Source organism: Paenibacillus pasadenensis, from assembly GCF_002864175.1.
In the GTDB taxonomy this organism is placed as follows: domain Bacteria; phylum Bacillota; class Bacilli; order Paenibacillales; family Paenibacillaceae; genus Paenibacillus_O; species Paenibacillus_O pasadenensis.
In genome coordinates this window covers 1,389,086-1,407,129 of record NZ_NFEZ01000004.1, presented here as the reverse complement: position 1 = coordinate 1,407,129, position 18,044 = coordinate 1,389,086, and the positions used below count along the sequence as shown (strand labels likewise).

Below are 18,044 nucleotides of genomic sequence, written 5' to 3'. Positions count from 1 at the left end.
AGCAAGCCACGCGATCGACCTACATCCCTCAAGGAGGAATACCTTTATGAAAATCGCCGTCATCGGATGCACGCACGCCGGAACCGCCGCCGTCAAAGCCATCGCGGCCGAGCATCCCGAAGCCCGCATCACCGTCTATGAGCGCAACGACAACATCTCGTTCCTGTCGTGCGGCATCGCCCTGCATGTCGGCGGCGTCGTCAAGGACCCCGAGGGACTGTTCTACAGCAGCCCCGAGCAGCTCGCCCGCCTCGGCGTCGACACGCGGATGCGCCATGAGGTGCTGCGGATCGATACGGCCGCCAAGACGCTCCGCGTCCGCAGCCTGGAGACGAACGAGGAGTTCGAGGACAGCTACGACAAGCTCGTCGTGACGACCGGCTCGTGGCCCGTCGTTCCGGACATGGAAGGCATCCGGCTGGACAACGTGCAGCTGTGCAAAAACTTTTTCCACGCCAAAGAGATCATCGCCCGCGCCGGAGCGGCCCGCAAGGTCGCCGTCATCGGCGCCGGCTACATCGGCATTGAGCTGGCGGAGGCGTTCAGCGATCTCGGCAAGGAGGTGACGCTGCTCGACAACATGGACCGCGTCATGGCCAAGTACCTGGACGCCGAGTTCACCGACGCCGCCGAGGAAGCGCTCGCCGGCCGCGGCATCCGCACGGCGCTCGGCGAGAGGGTGAGCCGCTTCGAGGGCCGGGACGGCCGCGTCGCCAAGGTCGTCACCGACAAGGGCGAGCACGAAGCCGACCTCGTCGTGCTGTGCATCGGCTTCCGCCCCGGCACCGAGCTCGTGAAGGGCCAGCTCGACATGCTGGACAACGGAGCGCTGCTCGTCGACGAGTACATGCGCACGAGCGATCCCGACGTGCTCGCCGCCGGCGACAGCTGCGCGGTGCGCTACAACCCGACCGGCCAGCAGGCGTACATCCCGCTCGCGACGAATGCCGTGCGCATGGGCACGCTCGCCGGACGGAACCTCGTCGAGCCGAAGGTCAAGTACCGCGGCACGCAGGGCACGTCGGCGATCAAGCTGTTCGACCTGAACATCGCCTCGACCGGCATGACCGAGGCCGCGGCCGAGGCGGCCGGCCTCGACGCCGCAGCCGTGACGCTGCGCGAGTCGCATCGCCCGGACTTCATGCCGGATGCCGAGGAGGCGCTGCTCAAGCTCGTGTACGAGCGGGGGACGGGACGCCTGCTCGGCGCCCAGATCCTGTCGAGGGCCGATCTGACCCAGGCCGCCAACACGCTGTCGGTATGCATCCACAACCGCATGACGACCGAGGATCTGGCCTATGTGGACTTCTTCTTCCAGCCGCACTACAACCACCCGTGGAACCTGCTCAACCAGGCCGGCCTCGCGGCCGAAAAGCAGCGCGCCGAGGCGCTTCGCCGGCAAGCGGCGGAGGAGCAGGCCGGGGCGGAGCAGGCCGCAGCGAAGGAGCAGGCTGCAGCGGAGCCGAAGCCGGAGCGCCGCGCGAGCGCCTGACGGACTTGCGGCGCTTCATTCCTCGCCGCTGTGCTCCGGGCGTGGACCGGATGCCGTGAAATCGATCTCCTTCCAGCCGAGCGCCAGTGCCGGCGAATCCGCAGCGGCCCCGGAGGATGCCGGACTTGCCGTGCTCCAGCGAGAATCGCCGTCTCTTCCGCCTCCCTGCGGATCGGGCGCCAGCCCTTCGCCATCCGCTTCAAGCTTTCATTAAAGGACGCATTCCGATGCGTCCTTTTTTGCTCGCCGGCGGCGGCGGTCCAAAACGAAACGCCCTGCTTGGACCCAGGATCGGAAAGAGCGGAAATACAAGTTGTGCAAACGCTTGCCAAAGTGCGGGACTTGCCTTTATAATGATCCCAGAAGTCAAAGGCAATGCTACCCCAGCCATCCGGGTACAACCTCGCGCGGCCGCCGCCTGGTTGTGCCTTTTCTATTTCTGACGCGCTCTCCGCGCGGCTGCCGCGCCGACTCCATATCCGATGAGGAGGAATCACCATGAATCTCGAAGCGATCTACCACCGCCCGCGCGGAAACTGGGCCTACGCCTACGACAAGGCGACGCTGCACATCCGGCTGCGCACCAAGAAGGACGACCTGGACGAGGTCGTCCTCATCCACGGCGACAAGTACGCCTGGGAGCGCACGCTCGAAAAGACGTTCATGGCCAAGCTGCCCTCCGACGAGCGGTTCGACTACTGGCAGGCGGCCGTGCAGCCTTCGCTGCGCCGCATGAAGTACGGGTTCGAGCTGCGCTCCGCGGGCGAGACGCTTTATTTCGAGGAGAAGGGCTTCCGCGAGGACGAGCCGTCCGATCCGGACAAGATGTTCGACTTCCCGTACCTGAACGGCGCCGACGTCTTCTCCCCGCCGGACTGGGTCAAGGAAGCGGTGTTCTACCAGATCTTCCCGGAGCGCTTCGCGAACGGCGATCCATCCAACGATCCCGAGGGCGTGGAGCCTTGGGGCGGCAAGCCGACTCCGAAAAACTTCTTCGGCGGCGACCTGCAGGGCGTCATCGACCATCTCGACCATTTGCAGGAGCTCGGCGTGAACGCGATCTATTTCAACCCGCTGTTCCAGGCGACGACCAACCACAAGTACGACACGTCCGACTACATGAAGGTCGACGCCCACTTCGGCGACAACGCGCTGCTGAAGCGTCTCGTCGACGCCTGCCACGAGCGCGGCATCCGGGTCATGCTCGACGCCGTGTTCAACCATAGCGGCAAGGAGTTCGAGCCGTTCCGCGACGTGCGCGAAAAAGGGAAGGACTCCAAGTACGCCGACTGGTTCCATGTGATGGAATGGCCGATCCAGGTGAAGGACGGGCGGCCGACGTATGAGACGTTCGCCTTCGAGCCGCTCATGCCGAAGCTCAATACGGAGAATCCGGAGGTCAAGGACTACCTGCTCGGCGTCGCCCGCTACTGGATCGAGGAAATGGGCATCGACGGCTGGCGCCTGGACGTCGCCAACGAGGTCGACATGGCGTTCTGGCGGGAGTTCCGCCGGACGGTCAAGGACGTCAACCCCGACGCCTATATCCTCGGCGAGATGTTCCACGACGCGCTGCCATGGCTCGGCGGCGACCAGTTCGACGCGGTCATGAACTATCCGTTCACCCATCTGGTCATCGACTACGCGGGCAAGGGCATCATCGGCGCCGACCGCTTCGCGGACAAGATCGGCGAGCTGATGGCGAGCTATCCCGACTCGGCCAACGAGGTCGCCTTCAACCTGCTCGGCAGCCACGACACCGAGCGCCTGCTGACGCTGTGCGGCGGCGACAAGGAGCGCATGAAGCTGGCGACGCTGCTGCAGTTCGTCTTCCCCGGCGCGCCATGCGTCTATTATGGAGACGAGATCGGCCTTGACGGCGCGGGCGACCCGGACTGCCGCAAGTGCATGGAGTGGGACGAGAGCAAGCAGGACCGGGAGCTGCTGGGCTTCTTCCAGCGGGTCATCTCCCTCCGCAAGGAGCATCGGGCGCTGCGCACCGGCAAGCTCGGCTTCCTGCACGCGGCCGAGGGCGGGAGCCTGCTCGTGCTCGAGCGCAAGGACGAGCAGGAGCATTTCCTGATCGCGGTCAATCCGGGCGCGAAAGCGGCTTCCGTGCAGCTCGACGTCCATCAGGCGGCGTGGAGCGACCTGCTCGGCGGCGGCGAGCTGCGGGCGAAAGGCGGCAAGCTGAGCGTCGAGCTGGCGCCAGGCGGCTTCCTGCTGCTGCGCGCGGCTTCCGCGATCAGCGCCGGCGGCTTCCCTTCCGGCCGCTAGAGCGGGGACAGCCGGGACGGCTGTGCCGGCGGCCGGCTCGCGGGCCCCGGGTCCGCGAAGCGCGGGCTTGAGGGCGCCGGGTTCGGGTCGGCCTCGGGCTCGCGGGCGCAGGTGCGGGTCGGCCTCGGGCTCGCGGGCGCAGGTTCGGGTCGGCCTCGGGCTCGCGGGCGCAGGTGCGGGTCGGCCTCGGGCTCGCGGGCGCAGGTGCGGGTCGGACACGGGCTCGCGGACCGCAGGTTCGGGTCGGACACGGGCTCGCGGACCGCAGGTTCGGGTCGGACACGGGCTCGCGGACGAAAGGCTGCTGCCCGATGCTTGAAGCATCGGCGCAGCGGCCTTCTTTTCGTCTCGAACGGCCGGCGGCCGATCAAGCCGAATGGCGGTCTGCGCGCAAGCGCAGCGACAGCAGCGACAGCCATCCGAATGCGAGCAGGCCGGCCGCCCCCATGGCGACGCCGATCCAGCTGCCCGGGCTGGAGCCGGCGGCGATCAGGATCGGAGCGAGGAGTCCTGTCGCGATGCTGTAGGCTTTCCAGCCGCGCTCTCCGGTCCGCCCGAAGCGGCGGGCCAGCACGAAGCACGCCGCGACGAGCGCCAGGAAGGCCGCGAAGAAGGCGCCGGAATGGACGGCGGCGGAAACGCTCATCGTCGCCGGCATGCCTGCCGGAGCGCCGGGAGGGAAGCTCATGCCCGGGTCGGGCCGGAACAGCCCCGCGCAGGCCATGCCGATGCCGTAGACGGCGATGAGCAGCGGGCCTGCCACGCTTCCCGCGCCGCCGCGCAGCGCCTGGCGGATGCCGATGGAGCCGAGCAGCGCCAAGCATCCGGCCGCGACGAAGGCGGCGCTCTGGATCCATCCGAGCTCCCCCAGCGTCAGCGTGCTGATGGCGTGCTTGCGGATGTCGAATCCTTCCCGGACGAGCATCAGGACGATCGCCACGGCGAAAAACAGCGGCGCGGACATCGCGCCGGCGAGCAGCAGCCCCCCTCCTTTCGGGGCGGCTTCCAAGCTTCGGCCGAGGCCGGGCTCCAAGCGATTTTCCCGGCTTCCTCTAAGGGTATTCGTCGATCCGGCTTCCACGCTTGCTTTCCGTCTATCGATTCGTTGCATGCTCCTTCATCCTCTCTCGGTCTGTTTGGCCTTCTGACTGGACGACGAAGGAGCGAGGAGGAAATCGACACCCGGCAAAAAAAGAGATTCGGCTTGCTCCGAAGCGGCGTGACGAATTCGCGGGTGCAGGCGTGCCTGCTTCCGTCTGTTAGGACCGCCTGCAAGGCCGTCCGCAAGGATCGCCTGCAAGGCCGTCTGCAAGGACCGCCTGCAAGGACCGTCTGCAAGGACCGCCTGCAAGGCCTCCTGCAAGGCCTCCTGCAAGAATTGCGTCCGCAGGACCCGCTTCACTGGTCCGTTTGAGCAGAGCTATCCTGTGGAAGCGGTTTCCACACCTGGTCCCCGGCCCCGACAGCAGTCCTTCGCAGACCGCCCGGGAGCCGCGCCGCCGTCTTGCTTTTGTTTGCAGCGAAGCTTACAATTTTCATAGTTTCCATCAGGCGCCCCCAGCCTGCCATCCGCATAAGCAGAGGACTGTAACCGATGAACGTAACGATAATCGATGTCGCCAAAAAAGCCGGCGTCTCTCCCTCGACCGTCTCGCGCGTCATCTCCGGCAGCACGCGCATCAGCGCCGCTACGACGGAGAAGGTGAAGGCCGTCATGGAAGAGCTCGGCTATCATCCGAACTTGATGGCCAAAAACCTCGTTTCACGCACGACGATGACGATCGGCCTGCTGCTGCCGCGCAACGCCGACGAGGCCTTTCTCGATATTTTCTTCTCCGACGTCACCCGCGGCATCCTGAGCCAGGCGACACGGGCCGGCTACGACCTTCTGCTGAAGACGGGCCGTTCCGAGCAGGAAGAGCTGGAAGCGGTAACACGTCTGGCTAAGGGCCGGCGGGTAGACGGCATCATCCTGCTTCAGTCTCGGCGCGACGATACGGTCATCCGCTATTTGCAGCAGGAGAAGTTTCCGTTCGTGCTCATCGGGCGCGACCCGGAGCGGCCGGACATCCTGACCGTCGACAACGACAACGTGCAGGGCGCCTACGACGTGACGCGCCATCTGCTGGAGCTGGGGCATCGCCGCATCGGCTACGCCAGCGGCCCGCTCGACCTCGTCGTCTCGGCCGACCGCTACGAGGGCTACCGCAAGGCGCTGGACGAGTCGGGCATCCAGCCCGATCCGAGCTGGCTCGTCAGCGCCGATCGGATCCGCGCCGACAGCACGGCCGCCGTGCGGGCGCTGATGGAGCGGTCGGAGCGGCCGACCGCGCTCGTCGTCATGGACGACCTGCTCGCGTTCACCTTGCTCGGCACGCTCTCCGAGCTCGGCTACAGCGTGCCGGGCGACATGGCCGTCTTCGGCTTCAACGACAATCCGATGTCTCCGGTCAGCACGCCGCCGATCAGCTCCGTCGACATCGGCGTCTACCAGCTCGGCCTGCAGGCGGCCGGACTGCTGCTGAAGTCGATCAAAGGCGAGGCGATCGAGCAGCGGCGGGTCATCGTGCCGCATCGGCTCATCCCGCGCGAGTCCTCGCAGCCTTCGCGGAGCTGAGCGGAGCGCATCGGCTGCGGGCGGAGCGGCAGCGGATCGCCAGCGCCAGCGGGCGAAGCAAAGCGGTTCGGCGGCGCCAGCGGGCCGAGCGGAGCCGTCGACAGCGGCTGCGGGCGGAGTTGAGCGAATCGCTAGTGGCGGAGCAAGGATGAGCGAATCGCCAGCGCCAGCGAGGCGAAGCAAAGCGGTTCGGCGGCGCCAGCGGGCGGAGCGGAGCACCAACGGCAGCGCCAGCGGCGGCGGGCGGAGTTGAGCGAATCGCTAGTGGCGGAGCAAAGATGAGCGGATCGCCAGCGCCAGCGAGGCGAAGCAAAGCGGTTCGGCGGCGCCAGCGGGCGGAGCGGAGCACCAACGGCAGCGCCAGCGGGCGAGCGGATCGCGTTCGAGCGCCGCGTTCCTTTTTGGAAGCGCGGCACTAGGCCTGGAGGCTTTTGTCCCCTGCTCCTGCTTGACGGAATATGATACACTAGACTGATCTGTCCCCTGGCGGGGCAGGTCTTCTTTTATTTCTTGGAGCGAGACACTTCCCCGGCTTCCCACGATCCGAAAGCCCGCTGGAAAAACGATGCTCGGCTGGAGGGTATTCATCATGCTTCGCCACGAACCCGCGCTGCGCGGGAAGCTGCTGCTGTTCCTTACGATTCTCGGTCCGATCGTCATCACCCAGGTGAGCTACACCGCGATGAGCGTGCTCGACACGATGATGTCCGGACGCGCCGGCACGAACGACCTCGCCGGAGTCGCCGTCGGCTCTAGCCTGTTCATGCCGATCATGACGGGGATGAACGCCATCCTGCTGGCGGTGACGCCGATCATCGGCCAGATGATCGGCCGCGGCGAGAAGGACGGGATCTCCCGTCCGGTCGTCCAGGCGCTTTACTTGTCGCTGCTCATGTCGCTGATCATCCTGATCGGCGGCTCGCTGGCCGTCGAGCCCGCGCTGTCGCTGATGGGGCTCGACGACGAGGTGCACCGCATCGCCAAGCAGTATTTAGGCGGCCTCGCCATCGGCTTCATTCCTCTCTTCGGCAGCTATGTGCTGCGGTATTTCTGGGAAGCCCAGGGCTATACCCGCATGACGATGGCGCTGCTGCTCGCGTCGCTGCCGCTGAACGCCCTGCTCAACTACGGCCTCATCTTCGGCGAGCTCGGCATGCCGCGCCTCGGCGGCGTCGGCTCCGGCTACGCGACCGGCATTACGTACTGGTTCATCTTCGGCGTCTCGGTCTGGCTGACGTTCCGCACGGAGGCGCTGCGCCCCCACCGGCTGTTCCGGCGCTGGTACGCGCCGTCCTGGCGCAGCTGGAAGGAGCTGCTCGGCATCGGCGTTCCGATGGGGCTGTCGACGTTTTTCGAGGCGAGCATCTTCGCCGTCGTGACGCTGCTCATGGGCGGAATGTTCAGCACGACGTATATCGCTGCCCACCAAGCGACGCTCAACTTCTCGTCGCTGCTGTTCATGGTGCCGCTGAGCATCAGCATGGCGCTGACGATCCTCGTCGCCTACGAGGCCGGCGCGGGACGCGCTCGCCATGCGCGGCAGTACGCCCTGCTCGGCGTGACGACGGCGGTCGGACTGATGGTGACGGCGGCCGCAGCCCTCTACTTTATCCGCCCGGCCATCGCCTCGTTCTATACGAACGATCCCGAGGTCGCCTCGCTGATGGTGACGTTCCTGCTGTTCGCGCTCGTCTTCCAGCTGTCCGACTCCTCGCAGGCGGCGCTGCAAGGAGCGCTGCGCGGCTACAAGGACGTCAAGGTGCCGTTCATCGTCGCCTTCGTCTCCTACTGGCTGATCGGCATCCCGCTCGGCTATGCGCTTGCCGCCTGGACCGGCCTCGGTCCCTACGGCTTCTGGGTCGGCATCACCGCCGGCCTGACGTTCGCGACGATCGGCTTCGCGATCCGGCTGTGGATCGTGCAGCGCCCGATGGCGCTGCGGCCAGCCGGGGCAGCCGCAGGCGATTCCGCAGAAAAAGAAAGCTGACGCGAGGAGGCTGGCCGGCCGGGCTGCACCGCAGACGGGCCGGCCCGCCGGATCCAAGGCATATTTCTGCCTTGGTTCGCCCGGCTCCCGGCCGGCGGGCCGGATCCAAGGCATATTTCTGCCTTGGTTGGCCCGGTTCTCGGCCGGCGTCTACTCCTCCCGGTAGATCGCCAAGGCGGTTCGCTAGAACATCCTATTCATGCAGCTGTCTCGGCAAAATCTTGTCGCTCATGCGGTCCACAGCCGCATTCACGACACAAACGAGACGGCTTTCGGGGATGTCCTCGGACAAATCCATGGGCAGGGCAAGCGGGTCCATGGTATGTTGGATGCACACAAAGATCTTCCATTCTGGCCGATGTCGGGGTGGTACCTGCATCTTATCAGAGGTGTTTAACCCATTTAAAAGAGGGTGTCCCTAAGCCAAGGCTTTCGGGACACCCTCTTTTTCGTTCAGGCCAAGCTCCCTCCCGCTCACCGGACAGGCGGATGCCCGTCGCCGGAAGCCGCTGCGTCCGCGGCAGCGCCTCTCTCGCCCGCGGACCCGTCTGCGCCTCTCTCCGGCGCAGACGCGGCAACGCCTCTCTCGGACGCGCCCGCAGACCCATCAACGCCTCTCTCGCCCGCGGACCCGGCAGCGCCTCTCTCGGGCGCGGACCCGGCGGCGCCTCTCTCGCGCGCAGCGCCATGCCGAAGCGCGGCGGCGCATCCGACAAGCGAGATCAGCGCGCATGCCGCATACATCGTCGAGTAGGAAGAAGCCTGCACGAGCCATCCCATCCCGAGGCCGCCGAGCGAGAAGCCGAGGTCGTAGGAGCTGAGGAACAGGCCCAGCAGCACGTACTTGGACGGACCGGGCAGCGCGAACGAGAGATAGGTGACGAGCGTCGGGTACAGGAGGGCCATGGCCAGCCCGCCGAACAGGGCGGAGACATAGACCCAGTCGCCGAGCGAGCCGGACAGCGCCAGCATCGCGAAGCCTGCGGCCGCGCACAGCATGAGCCCCGAGACGAGCGGCCCGCTCCAGCTTCCGTCGGACGGAATGCGCTTGCGCAGCACGAAGCGGCAAGCGACGACGACCGCCCCCTGCAGCATCAGATACAGTCCGGCGTGCCCGCTGCCGTCTTTCATCATCGACAGCGGCAGGAACGTCGCCGTCGCTCCGAATCCAAAGGACGCGCACAGCATGACCGCCATGCTGGCCTGCAACGGCCGACTGCCGCGGACCTGCCGGAGCGAGCGCCCGAGGTCGAGCAGCGTATACGACCGGTCCGCCGCTCCGCGGCGCGCCAGCGGCGCTCCGAGTCCGAGCAGCAGCGGCAGCAGGGCGAGCGCCAGCAGGACGGCCGCGAGCAGCAGCCGGTCCCCGTTCTGCCACAGCTCCACGGCCACGATCGGCCCGATGAGCGAGGGCACCATCGTGGACAGCGTATACAGGGACAGTCCCTGCGCCCGGTCGCGCTCCTCGAGTCCTTCGACGATGCCGGTCTGCATCGTCATCGAGAAGAAAGCCGTCACCGCGCCCTGGACGATCCGCAGCCCTGTGAACTGCTCCGCGCCGGCGACCGCGTATAGGGCCAGCGATACGGCATGGGCCGCCAGCAGCCAGCGCATGACCGCAAGCGGGCCATGCCGGCCGATCAGCTGTCCGGCCAGCGGCCGCAGCAGCATGCACGTCAGCATGTAGCTCCCCATCATGAGCCCGATCTCCGCCTCGCCGAAGCCTTCCTGCGAGCTGAGCAGCGGCAGCATCACTGTCAGCACCGAGTTGGCGGAGAAGAACAGGAACGCGAGCCCGTACAGGCGCAGGAAGCCCGGCGATGAAGGATGAAGGCGGCCCGCGCTCACGTAAACGCCTCCTCGCCGTGGACCGCCGATACGAGCTGCCTCGTGTAGGGATGGCGGCCCGCGAGACGGATGTCCCGCACCGGGAACTCGTCGACGGCCAGTCCGTCCTTCATGACGAGCAGCCGGTCGCAGATCGAAGCGGCAGCGGCGATGTCATGGGAGATGAACAGGATCGACATCCCGAGCTCCCGCTGCAGCTGCTTCAGCAGGAGCAGCACCTTCTTCTGCAGCGTCACGTCTAGGCTGGACGTCGGCTCGTCGCAGACGAGCAGCGACGGACCGATGGCGATGCCGCGCGCGATCGCCGCCCGCTGCCGCTGTCCCCCGCTCAGCTCCTGCGGATAGCGCTCCGCATAGCCGGAATCGAGGCCGGCCTGCTCCAGCAGCAGCGCCGCCAGCTCTTTGCGCGAGCCCGTCCGGTCCGCGCCGAACGGCGGCTCCGCGTCCGTAAAGCAGTCGAGCGGCTCGATGACCGAGCGCCAGATCGGCAGCCTTTCGTTGAAGGCGGAGGCCGGGTCCTGGAAGACCGCCTGGACATGCCGGCGCATCTGGCGCAGCTTCTCCCCCTTCAGTCCCGTAAGCGGAACGCCGTTCAGCACGATCTCGCCGCTGTCGGGCTTGTCCAAGGCGAGCAGCAGGCGCGCGACCGTGCTTTTGCCGCTGCCGCTCTCCCCGACGACGCCGAGGCATTCGCCCGGCGCGATGGACAAGGAGACGCCTCGCAGCGCCTGCACGGAGCTGCGGCCCGAGCGGTACGTCTTGACCAGCGAAGACGCTTCAACAATGGGCTTCATGGACATGGCCTCCTTCGTGGCGGTGCAGCGCGTCATCGAGCGACGGACAAGCCGCCAGCAGCTCCTGCGTATAAGGATGGCTCGCGGAAGTCCGGAGGACGTCGCACGGCCCCTCCTCCACGAGCCGCCCCTTCCTCATGACCGCAGCCCGGTCGGCCCAGTCGAGCACCAGGTTCAGATCATGGGAAATGAGCAGGATGCCGCATCCGGTCTGGCGCTGGATGTCGAGCATCAGCTGCATGACGCTGCGGCCCGACACGATGTCGAGCGCCGTCGTCGGCTCGTCCGCGATCAGCAGCTCCGGCCGCAGCAGCAGCACGCACGCGAGCGCGGCGCGCTGCAGCTGGCCCCCGCTCAGCTGGAACGAATAGCTGGCATAGGCGCGCTCGGCGGGCAGGCCGACCTGCTCCAGGCTATCCAGCGCCATTTGCTTCGCTTGCTTCCTCTTCATCGGGCGGGCGGTCCGCAGCGCCTCGACCAGCTGGCTGCCGACCGTATGGTACGGCGAGAAGCTGCCGCGGTAATCCTGGAACACGCAGCCGATCCGGGCTCCCAGCCCTTTTCTCCTCTCCTTGCGGGACAGCCCGGCGAGATCCGTTCCTTGGAAGCGGACGGTGCCGGCCGTCACGCGCAGCGGAGCCGGGAGCAGGCCGAGGATCGCGCTCGCCGTCAGGCTCTTGCCGCTGCCGCTTTCGCCGACAAGGGCAAGCCGTTCTCCGGGAGCGATCTCAAGATCGATTCCCTTCACGAGGTTTTCCCGTCCGTCGCCGATGCAGAGTCCGGCCAGCGAGACGATTGGAGCCGCTGCTTCCGTCATCGAAGGACCTCCTTTCCGTATATCGTTGGTCCAGCCTGGACCTCAGTCCCTCGCCCATCAGATTGAAGGCGATGACGACCAGCATGATTGCCAGCCCCGGATAGACCATCAGCTGCGGAGCCGTCTGGAAGTACGCCCGGCCGTCGTTCAGCATCGCTCCCCACTCCGGGGAGGGCGGCTGCGCGCCGAGGCCGAGAAACGACAGCGAGGAGACGACCAGAATCGTCTTGCCGATGTCGAGCGCGGCGTAGACGAGCACCGGCGACAGCACGGACGGCAGCAGATGGCGCCGCAGCAGCGCCGCCGGCTTGCAGCCGGAGACGATTGCCGCCGCGACGTAGTCCTTTTCCCGCTCGGACAGCACGACGCCCCGAACGATCCGCGCGTAGCCGATCCAGTTGATGGCGACGATCGCCACGATCAGATGGACCTGGCTCGGCCCCAGGAAGCCGGAGATCGCGATGACGAGCAGAAAATCCGGCAGCGTGCTCAGCCCGTCCACGATGCGCATGAGGAAGGCGTCGACGCGCCCGCCGGCATAGCCGGCGAGCAGGCCGAGCGGCACGCCGATGAGGAGGACCGCGACGATGACCAGTCCCGCCAGTCCGAGCGTCGTCTGCGCGCCGACGAGCAGCCGCGACAGCAGGCAGCGCCCCAGGGCGTCCGTGCCGAGCGGATAGGTCCAGCTGGACGGCAGCAGCCGCAGGTCCATGCGGACGGTCAGCGGGTCGTGGGGGGCGAGAGCCGATCCGAAAAAGGCCAGGACGGCCAGCACCGCCCCGACCGCCAGTCCCGCGATCCCCCATGGACGGCTGGCCAGCCTGCGGAGCGCGGCCGCTCCGATGCGTATGGCCTCTGTCATCGCCGTCCCCCCTTGCCGCTCAGCCGCACCCGCGGATCGATCCAGCCGTACAGCAGGTCGACCGCCAGATTCACGAGCACGATCAACGCGCCCGACAGCAACAGGAAGCCCTGCACGAGCGGATAGTCGCGCTGAAAGATCGCCTCCACGGCCATCAGCCCGATGCCGGGCCAGGAGAACAGCGTCTCGACGACGACGGATCCCGCGAGCAGGCTGCCCAGCGTCATCCCGAATACGGTGAGCACCGGAGCGATCGCGCCGCGAAGCGCATACTTGGCATAAATGGTGCTCTCCCGGATGCCGCGCGCGCGGGCGGCGCGGATGTACGGCTGGGAGAGGCTGGCGAGCATGCCGCTCCGCAGCAGGCTCGCATGGACGGCCGACAGGCCGAAGCCGAGCGTGACGGAGGGCAGGATCAGCTGCCGCCAGTCCTCCCCTCTTCCCATGAAGGGCAGCCATTGGAGCCGGTAGGCGAACAGATAAATGAGCAGCAGCCCGATCCAGAAGACCGGAATCGACGCGCCGAGCAGCGAGAACGCCCGTCCGGCATGATCCGGCAGCCTTCCTGGAAAGCGGGCGGCGAGCAGGCCGGCCGGCACGGCCAGGACGAGCATGAACGCCATGCCGCCTAGAGCCAGCTCGACCGTCGCCGGCAGCTTTTCCACATACAGCTCCAGCACCGGCCGCTGGCGCATGAGGGAGTCTCCGAAATCAAGCCGGGCCACGCGGGCCAGCCACTGCCCGTACTGGACGAGCATCGGCTTGTCCAGCCCGAGGGACTCGCGCAGCGCCTGCTCGTCCGCCATCGTCGTCTCGACCTCATCCGCCTTCAGCAGCGCGAATACCGGATCGCCGGGCGCCAGCTTCATCAGCCCGAAGACGAGGATGGACATGAAGAACAGGACGAGGAGCAGCTGCAGCAGCCTCTCCCGTATGAGCGCCAGCACTTCAGCTCACGTCCAGTTCGTTCGTCAGGATCGTATATTCGGACGGGTCGGTGCGCCAGCCGGCGATGCGCTCGCTCAGGCCGACGATCAGGTTCGGATAGACGGCATAGGCGTGCGGCGTCCGGCTCATGGCGATGTCGACCGCCTCGCGGGTCAGGGCGATGCGCCGTTCGGCCTCGCTCGTCGCGTTCAGCGTCTGCATGACGTCCGTCAGCTCGTCGATCCGGATGTCCGCCGCATTCAGAGAGCCTCCCGGCATCAGCGCCGAGTTCAGGAAAAAGCCGCCGTCTCCGCGCGGAGCGGACAGATTGCTGTAGGTGACCAGATCCCAGTCGCGGTTCTGGCGGATCGTGTCGTCGATATTCTCCACGGTCCGGATGTCGATCGCGACGCCGATCTTGGCCGCGTCCGACTGAAGCAGCTGCGCGATCAGCGGCAGCTCCGGGCGCGCCTTGTAGGTCAGCAGCTTAAGCGTAAGCTTCTTGCCGTCCTTGGCAAGGCTTCCGCCCGCATCCGGCGCGTATCCGGCCTGCTCCAGCAGCTGCTTCGCCTTGTCGAGGTCCTGCTCCGCCGCCGCCGCGGTTCTTCCGAACGGCAGCCGCTCGTTGAACGGGCCGTTCGCAGGAGCGGCATGTCCGAGCATGATGTCCTCGACGATGCTGCGGCGATCGAGCAGGACGTCGAACGCCTGCCGCACGCGCAGGTCGCGGGTCGCTTCCCCTTGCGGATTGAACAGCAGGAAGTGCACGCGCAGCCCGGGCTCCGACTCTACCTTGAGCTTGGAATTCAGCCGGATCGCCTCGACCGATTCCGCCGGCAGCTGCGTCGCGATATCCGCCTCGCCGGACTGGAGAGCCAGCGCCCGCACGTTGCCGTCCTCGTTGAACCGGAAGGACACCTGCTCCAGCTTGGCGGCGCCGTCCCAATAGCCGTCATGCCGCTCCAGCTCGATGCCGGCGTCCTGCGCGAAGCTCGCGACGCGGAACGGGCCTGTGCCGACCGGAGCCGAGGCGATGGAAGCCTCCTCCTTCACCTGGATGATCGCCGTATGGGGATTCAGCAGCTCCGACGCGAGCGCAGGATGCGGCTCGAGCGTCTCCACCGCAAGCTTCTGGCCTTCCGCCGTCATCGAGCGGATTTTCAGGGCGAGCTTCATCGACTCGTTGCGGGCCATCGTCCTTTCCAGCGAAGCCTTGACCGCCTCCGCGGTCAGCGGAGAGCCGTCCTGGAACGTCACGTTGTCGCGAATGAGGAATTCCCAGCGCGACGCGTCGACGGCGGTCCAGCTGGCCGCGAGCCAAGGCTTGACGCCGAGATCCGCATCCAGCCGCGTGAGCGTTTCCGCGATTCCCGCTTTGACCGTGATGATGTTGTCGGCGGGGTCCAGCGTGCTGCTCTTGACGTGAAAGAGCACGACGGCCCGCTTCGACGCCGCGGCTTCGGCCGCCGTCCGATCCTGATCGCCCGCTTCAGGCGCGGACGCGCCTCCGGAGCAGCCCGCCGACACGATCATGCTTGCCGAGATCGCCGTTGCCAGCGCGTATTTTTTCCATTTCTTCCATGCTGTAAGCGCCATGATGAATTCACCTTATCCGTTTCTGATCGTAATAATTACTGAATAAAACTATCATGAGGAATTCGATCGGTCAATCCTATCGGGTGAAAAAAGAAAAAAAGACCTTCCGCTTACGCGCGGAAGGTCGGATTTCCATTGGCCGGAGCTTTCTTTTCCGCCGCTCCTTCCCGGAACCCGTATTTCCAGCTGAAATGCTGTCCCGCCAGCAGCAGGACGGCGTAGAGCCATAAGCCGACCGGACCCGCAAGATTGGCGATCAGCGCATGGAGCAGGCCGAGGCCGAGCAGCAGGAACATCAGCAGGAACGTGTGCCCCGCCCCGCCGACGTTGTTGCCGGTCGGAAAGGGCTCGGCGAACGGCAGCCGCCGCGGAATGACGCGATAGCCGATGACGGCGAAGATCGACAGCGCCGGAATCAGTCCGGCCAGATGCGGCAGGATCGCCGTGCCGAAGAAGGCCAGGAACAGCAGCGTCGGCACGGCGAGCGCAGGCAGCCCAAGCCTCAGCAGCACGGCGGCGGCCGCGGCCCGGTGCACCTGCCCTGCGCGCAGGCCCGGAGCGGCGTGGAAGATCCATGCCGCCAGCGGCCGGCTCGAAAAGCGGAGCATCAAGAGCAGCATCGGCACCGCCAAGCCGGTGCCGTACAGCGCCAGGCTCCAATTCGGACTCAGCTCGTCCGTGCGGAATTCGTTGCCGGACAGCGTCGGCAGCACGAACAGGACCGGGATGAGGACGGCGTAGCCGAGGCTCGGGTACACCTTGAGCTTGAAGTCCCGCTCCCGCGACAGCGACGCCAGCGAGAAGTCGAGCAGCGCCCGCTCGCGCGGGTCCCGCAGCAGCAGGCGGCCGAGCAGCGATGCCATCGGCATGCGGCGCCGGCGCTGCCGCGGACGGTCCGGGGCGTCCTTGGACGCCAGCTTGTGCAGGCTGCGCTCGAACGACGGCAGCAGCCGGAGGTAGAGCAGCAGGCCGAGCAGCGGCGCGGCCACGGACAGGACGGTACAGGCGATCAGCCAGCCGCCTCCCTGCCCGTCGATCAGCCCGTGCGGAGCGGCGAACCAGAGCGGCGGCACGAGCGTCCACCACCACTGCGCCTGCAGCGCCTGCTCGGCCAGGCTGAAGTTGAACAGCCGGACGGCGAGCTGGCTGCCGCCGAGCACGACGGCCGCGAGGAAAATCTGCACGTAGTTGATCATGTCTTTCAGCCGCTCGCCGTCCCACAGCCTCAGCACTCCGTAGTAGACGGCTGCCGTCAGGCTCATCAGCAGCGCCGCCTGCAGCGCCGCGTGGACCGCATAGACGGCCGCGGATGCCGGGCCGTGCGCCAGCAGCGCCGCCAGCAGCGGCAGCGCCGTCAGCGCCGAGACCGTCCAGCCCAGATAGACGGCGGCGTGGAGCAGCCGCGCCATGCCCGCCGTCTTGGGCGAGACCGGCCGTACGCCGAGGATCGTCCGGTCCCGCGTGTCGAGCAGCGTGGTGGAGAAGTCGGACAGCAGCAGCGACGAGAGCAGCAGCATCTGGACCGCGGACAGCATTCCCATGCGCAGGATCGGCTGCTCGAGGAAAACCGCCATCGGGACGAGGAACAGGCTGATGCCGACGTAGATCCAGAGCGAGGAGAAGAACGAGTTCTGCAGCTCGTCTCCCTCCGTCTTCCTGGTCCCGCTGAACGCGTTCATCAGGCCGGTCGGCCGCCGCCGGCCCATCGTCAGCTTGGCCTGCAGGATGACGCGCAGCGCCGGGAAGTCATAGCCCGCGCGGGTGAAAGCGCCGCGGAAGCGGTCGAGCAGGCGGATCGAGAGGAACTCCTTCATGGCCGCTTCGTCTCCTCGGACGCTTCTGCGGCGAGCTGCTCCGGCGTCATCGCGATCGTGCTGCAGAACTGCTCGGCGATCGCCTCCTGCTCGTCGAAGCCCGTCATCCGGTTGAAGATCCGCTCGAGGCTGCCCTCCTCGCTGCGCGCCTGCAGCTCGGCGAAGCTGCCGTCCGCCGCCACCTGGCCGTCGTGGAGCAGGACGATGCGGCTGCTGATCTTCTCGACGACGTCCATGATGTGCGACGAGTAGAAGATCGCCTTGCCCCGCGCGGCCAGCCGCGTAAGGATTTCCTTGACGACGGCGACGCTGCCGGCGTCGAGGCCGCTGAGCGGCTCGTCCAGGAAGATGACGTCGGGATCGTGGAGGACGGCGGCGGACAGCATCACTTTTTGGCGCATGCCTTTGGAAAAGGAGTCGATCCGGCGGTCGACCATCTCCTCCAGCCCGAACAGCGCGAGCAGCCGCTCGCCCTTGCGCTCGGCCGCCTCGCGCGGCAAGCCGTACAGCTGGCCGCTGAACGCGAGATACTCGCGGGCGGTCAGCATGTCGTAGATCTCGGCCGTCTCCGGCACATAGCCGATGCGGGACTTGTACTCGTAGCCGCCGTACGAGATGTCCTGGCCGAGCACCTCGATATAGCCGTCATAGCCTTGCTCGAGGCCGAGCAGCAGCTTCTGGGTCGTGCTTTTGCCCGCTCCGTTCGGGCCGATGTAGCCGATGATCTGGCCGGGGTACGCCTCCAGGTCGATGCCCTTCAGCACCTGCTTGCTGCCGTACCATTTGCGCAGGTTCCGCACGCGGATGACCGGCTGCGCGGAGCCGTCGGGAGGCTGAGAGCGGTTTTGCCGGCCGTCCTGGACGGAGGATGAGTTCGTAGGATGAGTGTCGAAGGAAGACAAGCGGTTACCACCTTTCGGATAAATGCATATCCCTCATTCTACCAGATTAGGCGATGTCCGGGGGATAGAAGTTGGAGCTGCATCGCGGGAAGCAGGGCTGCGCGCGAAAAA

At 66.7% G+C, this 18,044-nt stretch carries 13 protein-coding genes; 4 read left to right on the top strand and 9 right to left on the bottom strand.

Translation table 11 applies throughout. The features are described from left to right. Window positions 1–46: 46 nt before the first annotated feature. Together B8V81_RS15650 and B8V81_RS15645 are read left to right on the top strand one after the other, a co-directional pair. A complete protein-coding gene (locus B8V81_RS15650; protein ID WP_028600412.1) occupies window positions 47–1,492 on the top strand; it encodes an FAD-dependent oxidoreductase in 1,446 nt (481 codons plus the stop codon). A gap of 498 nt (window positions 1,493–1,990) precedes the next feature. Next, on the top strand, window positions 1,991–3,769 hold the full coding sequence (locus B8V81_RS15645; protein ID WP_052333578.1) for an alpha-glycosidase: 1,779 nt from the start codon (window positions 1,991–1,993) through the stop codon (window positions 3,767–3,769). 367 nt (window positions 3,770–4,136) lie between these two features. Here the strand turns inward: B8V81_RS15645 and B8V81_RS15640 are convergent, their stop codons facing one another. Further along, the gene (locus B8V81_RS15640) at window positions 4,137–4,880 is read right to left on the bottom strand and encodes a DUF998 domain-containing protein (RefSeq protein ID WP_084137558.1); all 744 of its coding nucleotides are present in this window, start codon (window positions 4,878–4,880) and stop codon (window positions 4,137–4,139) included. A gap of 483 nt (window positions 4,881–5,363) precedes the next feature. Here B8V81_RS15640 and B8V81_RS15630 point away from each other — a divergent pair, with 483 nt between their 5' ends. Then, window positions 5,364–6,386, top strand: a complete 1,023-nt coding sequence (locus B8V81_RS15630; RefSeq protein ID WP_101808696.1) for a LacI family DNA-binding transcriptional regulator — start codon at window positions 5,364–5,366, stop codon at window positions 6,384–6,386. Between the two features lie 589 nt (window positions 6,387–6,975). After that, entirely contained in the window at window positions 6,976–8,373 is a 1,398-nt protein-coding gene (locus B8V81_RS15625) for an MATE family efflux transporter (RefSeq protein ID WP_052333596.1), read from the top strand. Window positions 8,374–8,847: 474 nt separating this feature from the next. On the opposite strand, the gene cntE is transcribed toward B8V81_RS15625, so the two are convergent. The 8 genes from cntE to B8V81_RS15585 all read right to left on the bottom strand — a co-directional run bounded on the left by cntE (window position 8,848) and on the right by B8V81_RS15585 (window position 17,837). Further along, window positions 8,848–10,221, bottom strand: a complete 1,374-nt coding sequence (cntE, locus tag B8V81_RS15620; RefSeq protein ID WP_244912770.1) for a staphylopine family metallophore export MFS transporter CntE — start codon at window positions 10,219–10,221, stop codon at window positions 8,848–8,850. After that, window positions 10,218–11,015 (bottom strand): ABC transporter ATP-binding protein, encoded by a 798-nt coding sequence (locus B8V81_RS15615; protein WP_101808695.1) that lies wholly within the window; start codon window positions 11,013–11,015, stop codon window positions 10,218–10,220. The genes cntE and B8V81_RS15615 overlap by 4 nt, the downstream gene beginning before the upstream one ends. Further along, entirely contained in the window at window positions 10,999–11,832 is an 834-nt protein-coding gene (locus tag B8V81_RS15610) for an ABC transporter ATP-binding protein (protein WP_101808694.1), read from the bottom strand. Before B8V81_RS15610 ends, B8V81_RS15615 begins: the two co-directional genes overlap by 17 nt. Beyond that, window positions 11,744–12,694 carry a nickel transporter permease gene (gene nikC, locus B8V81_RS15605; RefSeq protein WP_101808693.1) on the bottom strand — a complete coding sequence of 317 codons (951 nt, stop codon included), beginning with the start codon at window positions 12,692–12,694 and terminating at the stop codon, window positions 11,744–11,746. The genes B8V81_RS15610 and nikC overlap by 89 nt, the downstream gene beginning before the upstream one ends. Further along, window positions 12,691–13,641 (bottom strand): nickel ABC transporter permease, encoded by a 951-nt coding sequence (gene nikB, locus B8V81_RS15600; protein ID WP_101808692.1) that lies wholly within the window; start codon window positions 13,639–13,641, stop codon window positions 12,691–12,693. Before nikB ends, nikC begins: the two co-directional genes overlap by 4 nt. Window position 13,642: 1 nt before the next feature. Beyond that, a complete protein-coding gene (nikA, locus tag B8V81_RS15595; RefSeq protein WP_101808691.1) occupies window positions 13,643–15,217 on the bottom strand; it encodes a nickel ABC transporter substrate-binding protein in 1,575 nt (524 codons plus the stop codon). A 110-nt stretch (window positions 15,218–15,327) separates the two neighbouring features. Continuing rightward, window positions 15,328–17,031, bottom strand: coding sequence for a hypothetical protein (locus B8V81_RS15590; RefSeq protein WP_101808690.1), 1,704 nt, complete (start codon window positions 17,029–17,031; stop codon window positions 15,328–15,330). Then, complete coding sequence (locus tag B8V81_RS15585) at window positions 17,028–17,837, bottom strand: ABC transporter ATP-binding protein (RefSeq protein ID WP_101809429.1); 810 nt, start codon at window positions 17,835–17,837, stop codon at window positions 17,028–17,030. Before B8V81_RS15585 ends, B8V81_RS15590 begins: the two co-directional genes overlap by 4 nt. Between the last annotated feature and the right edge of the window lie 207 nt (window positions 17,838–18,044).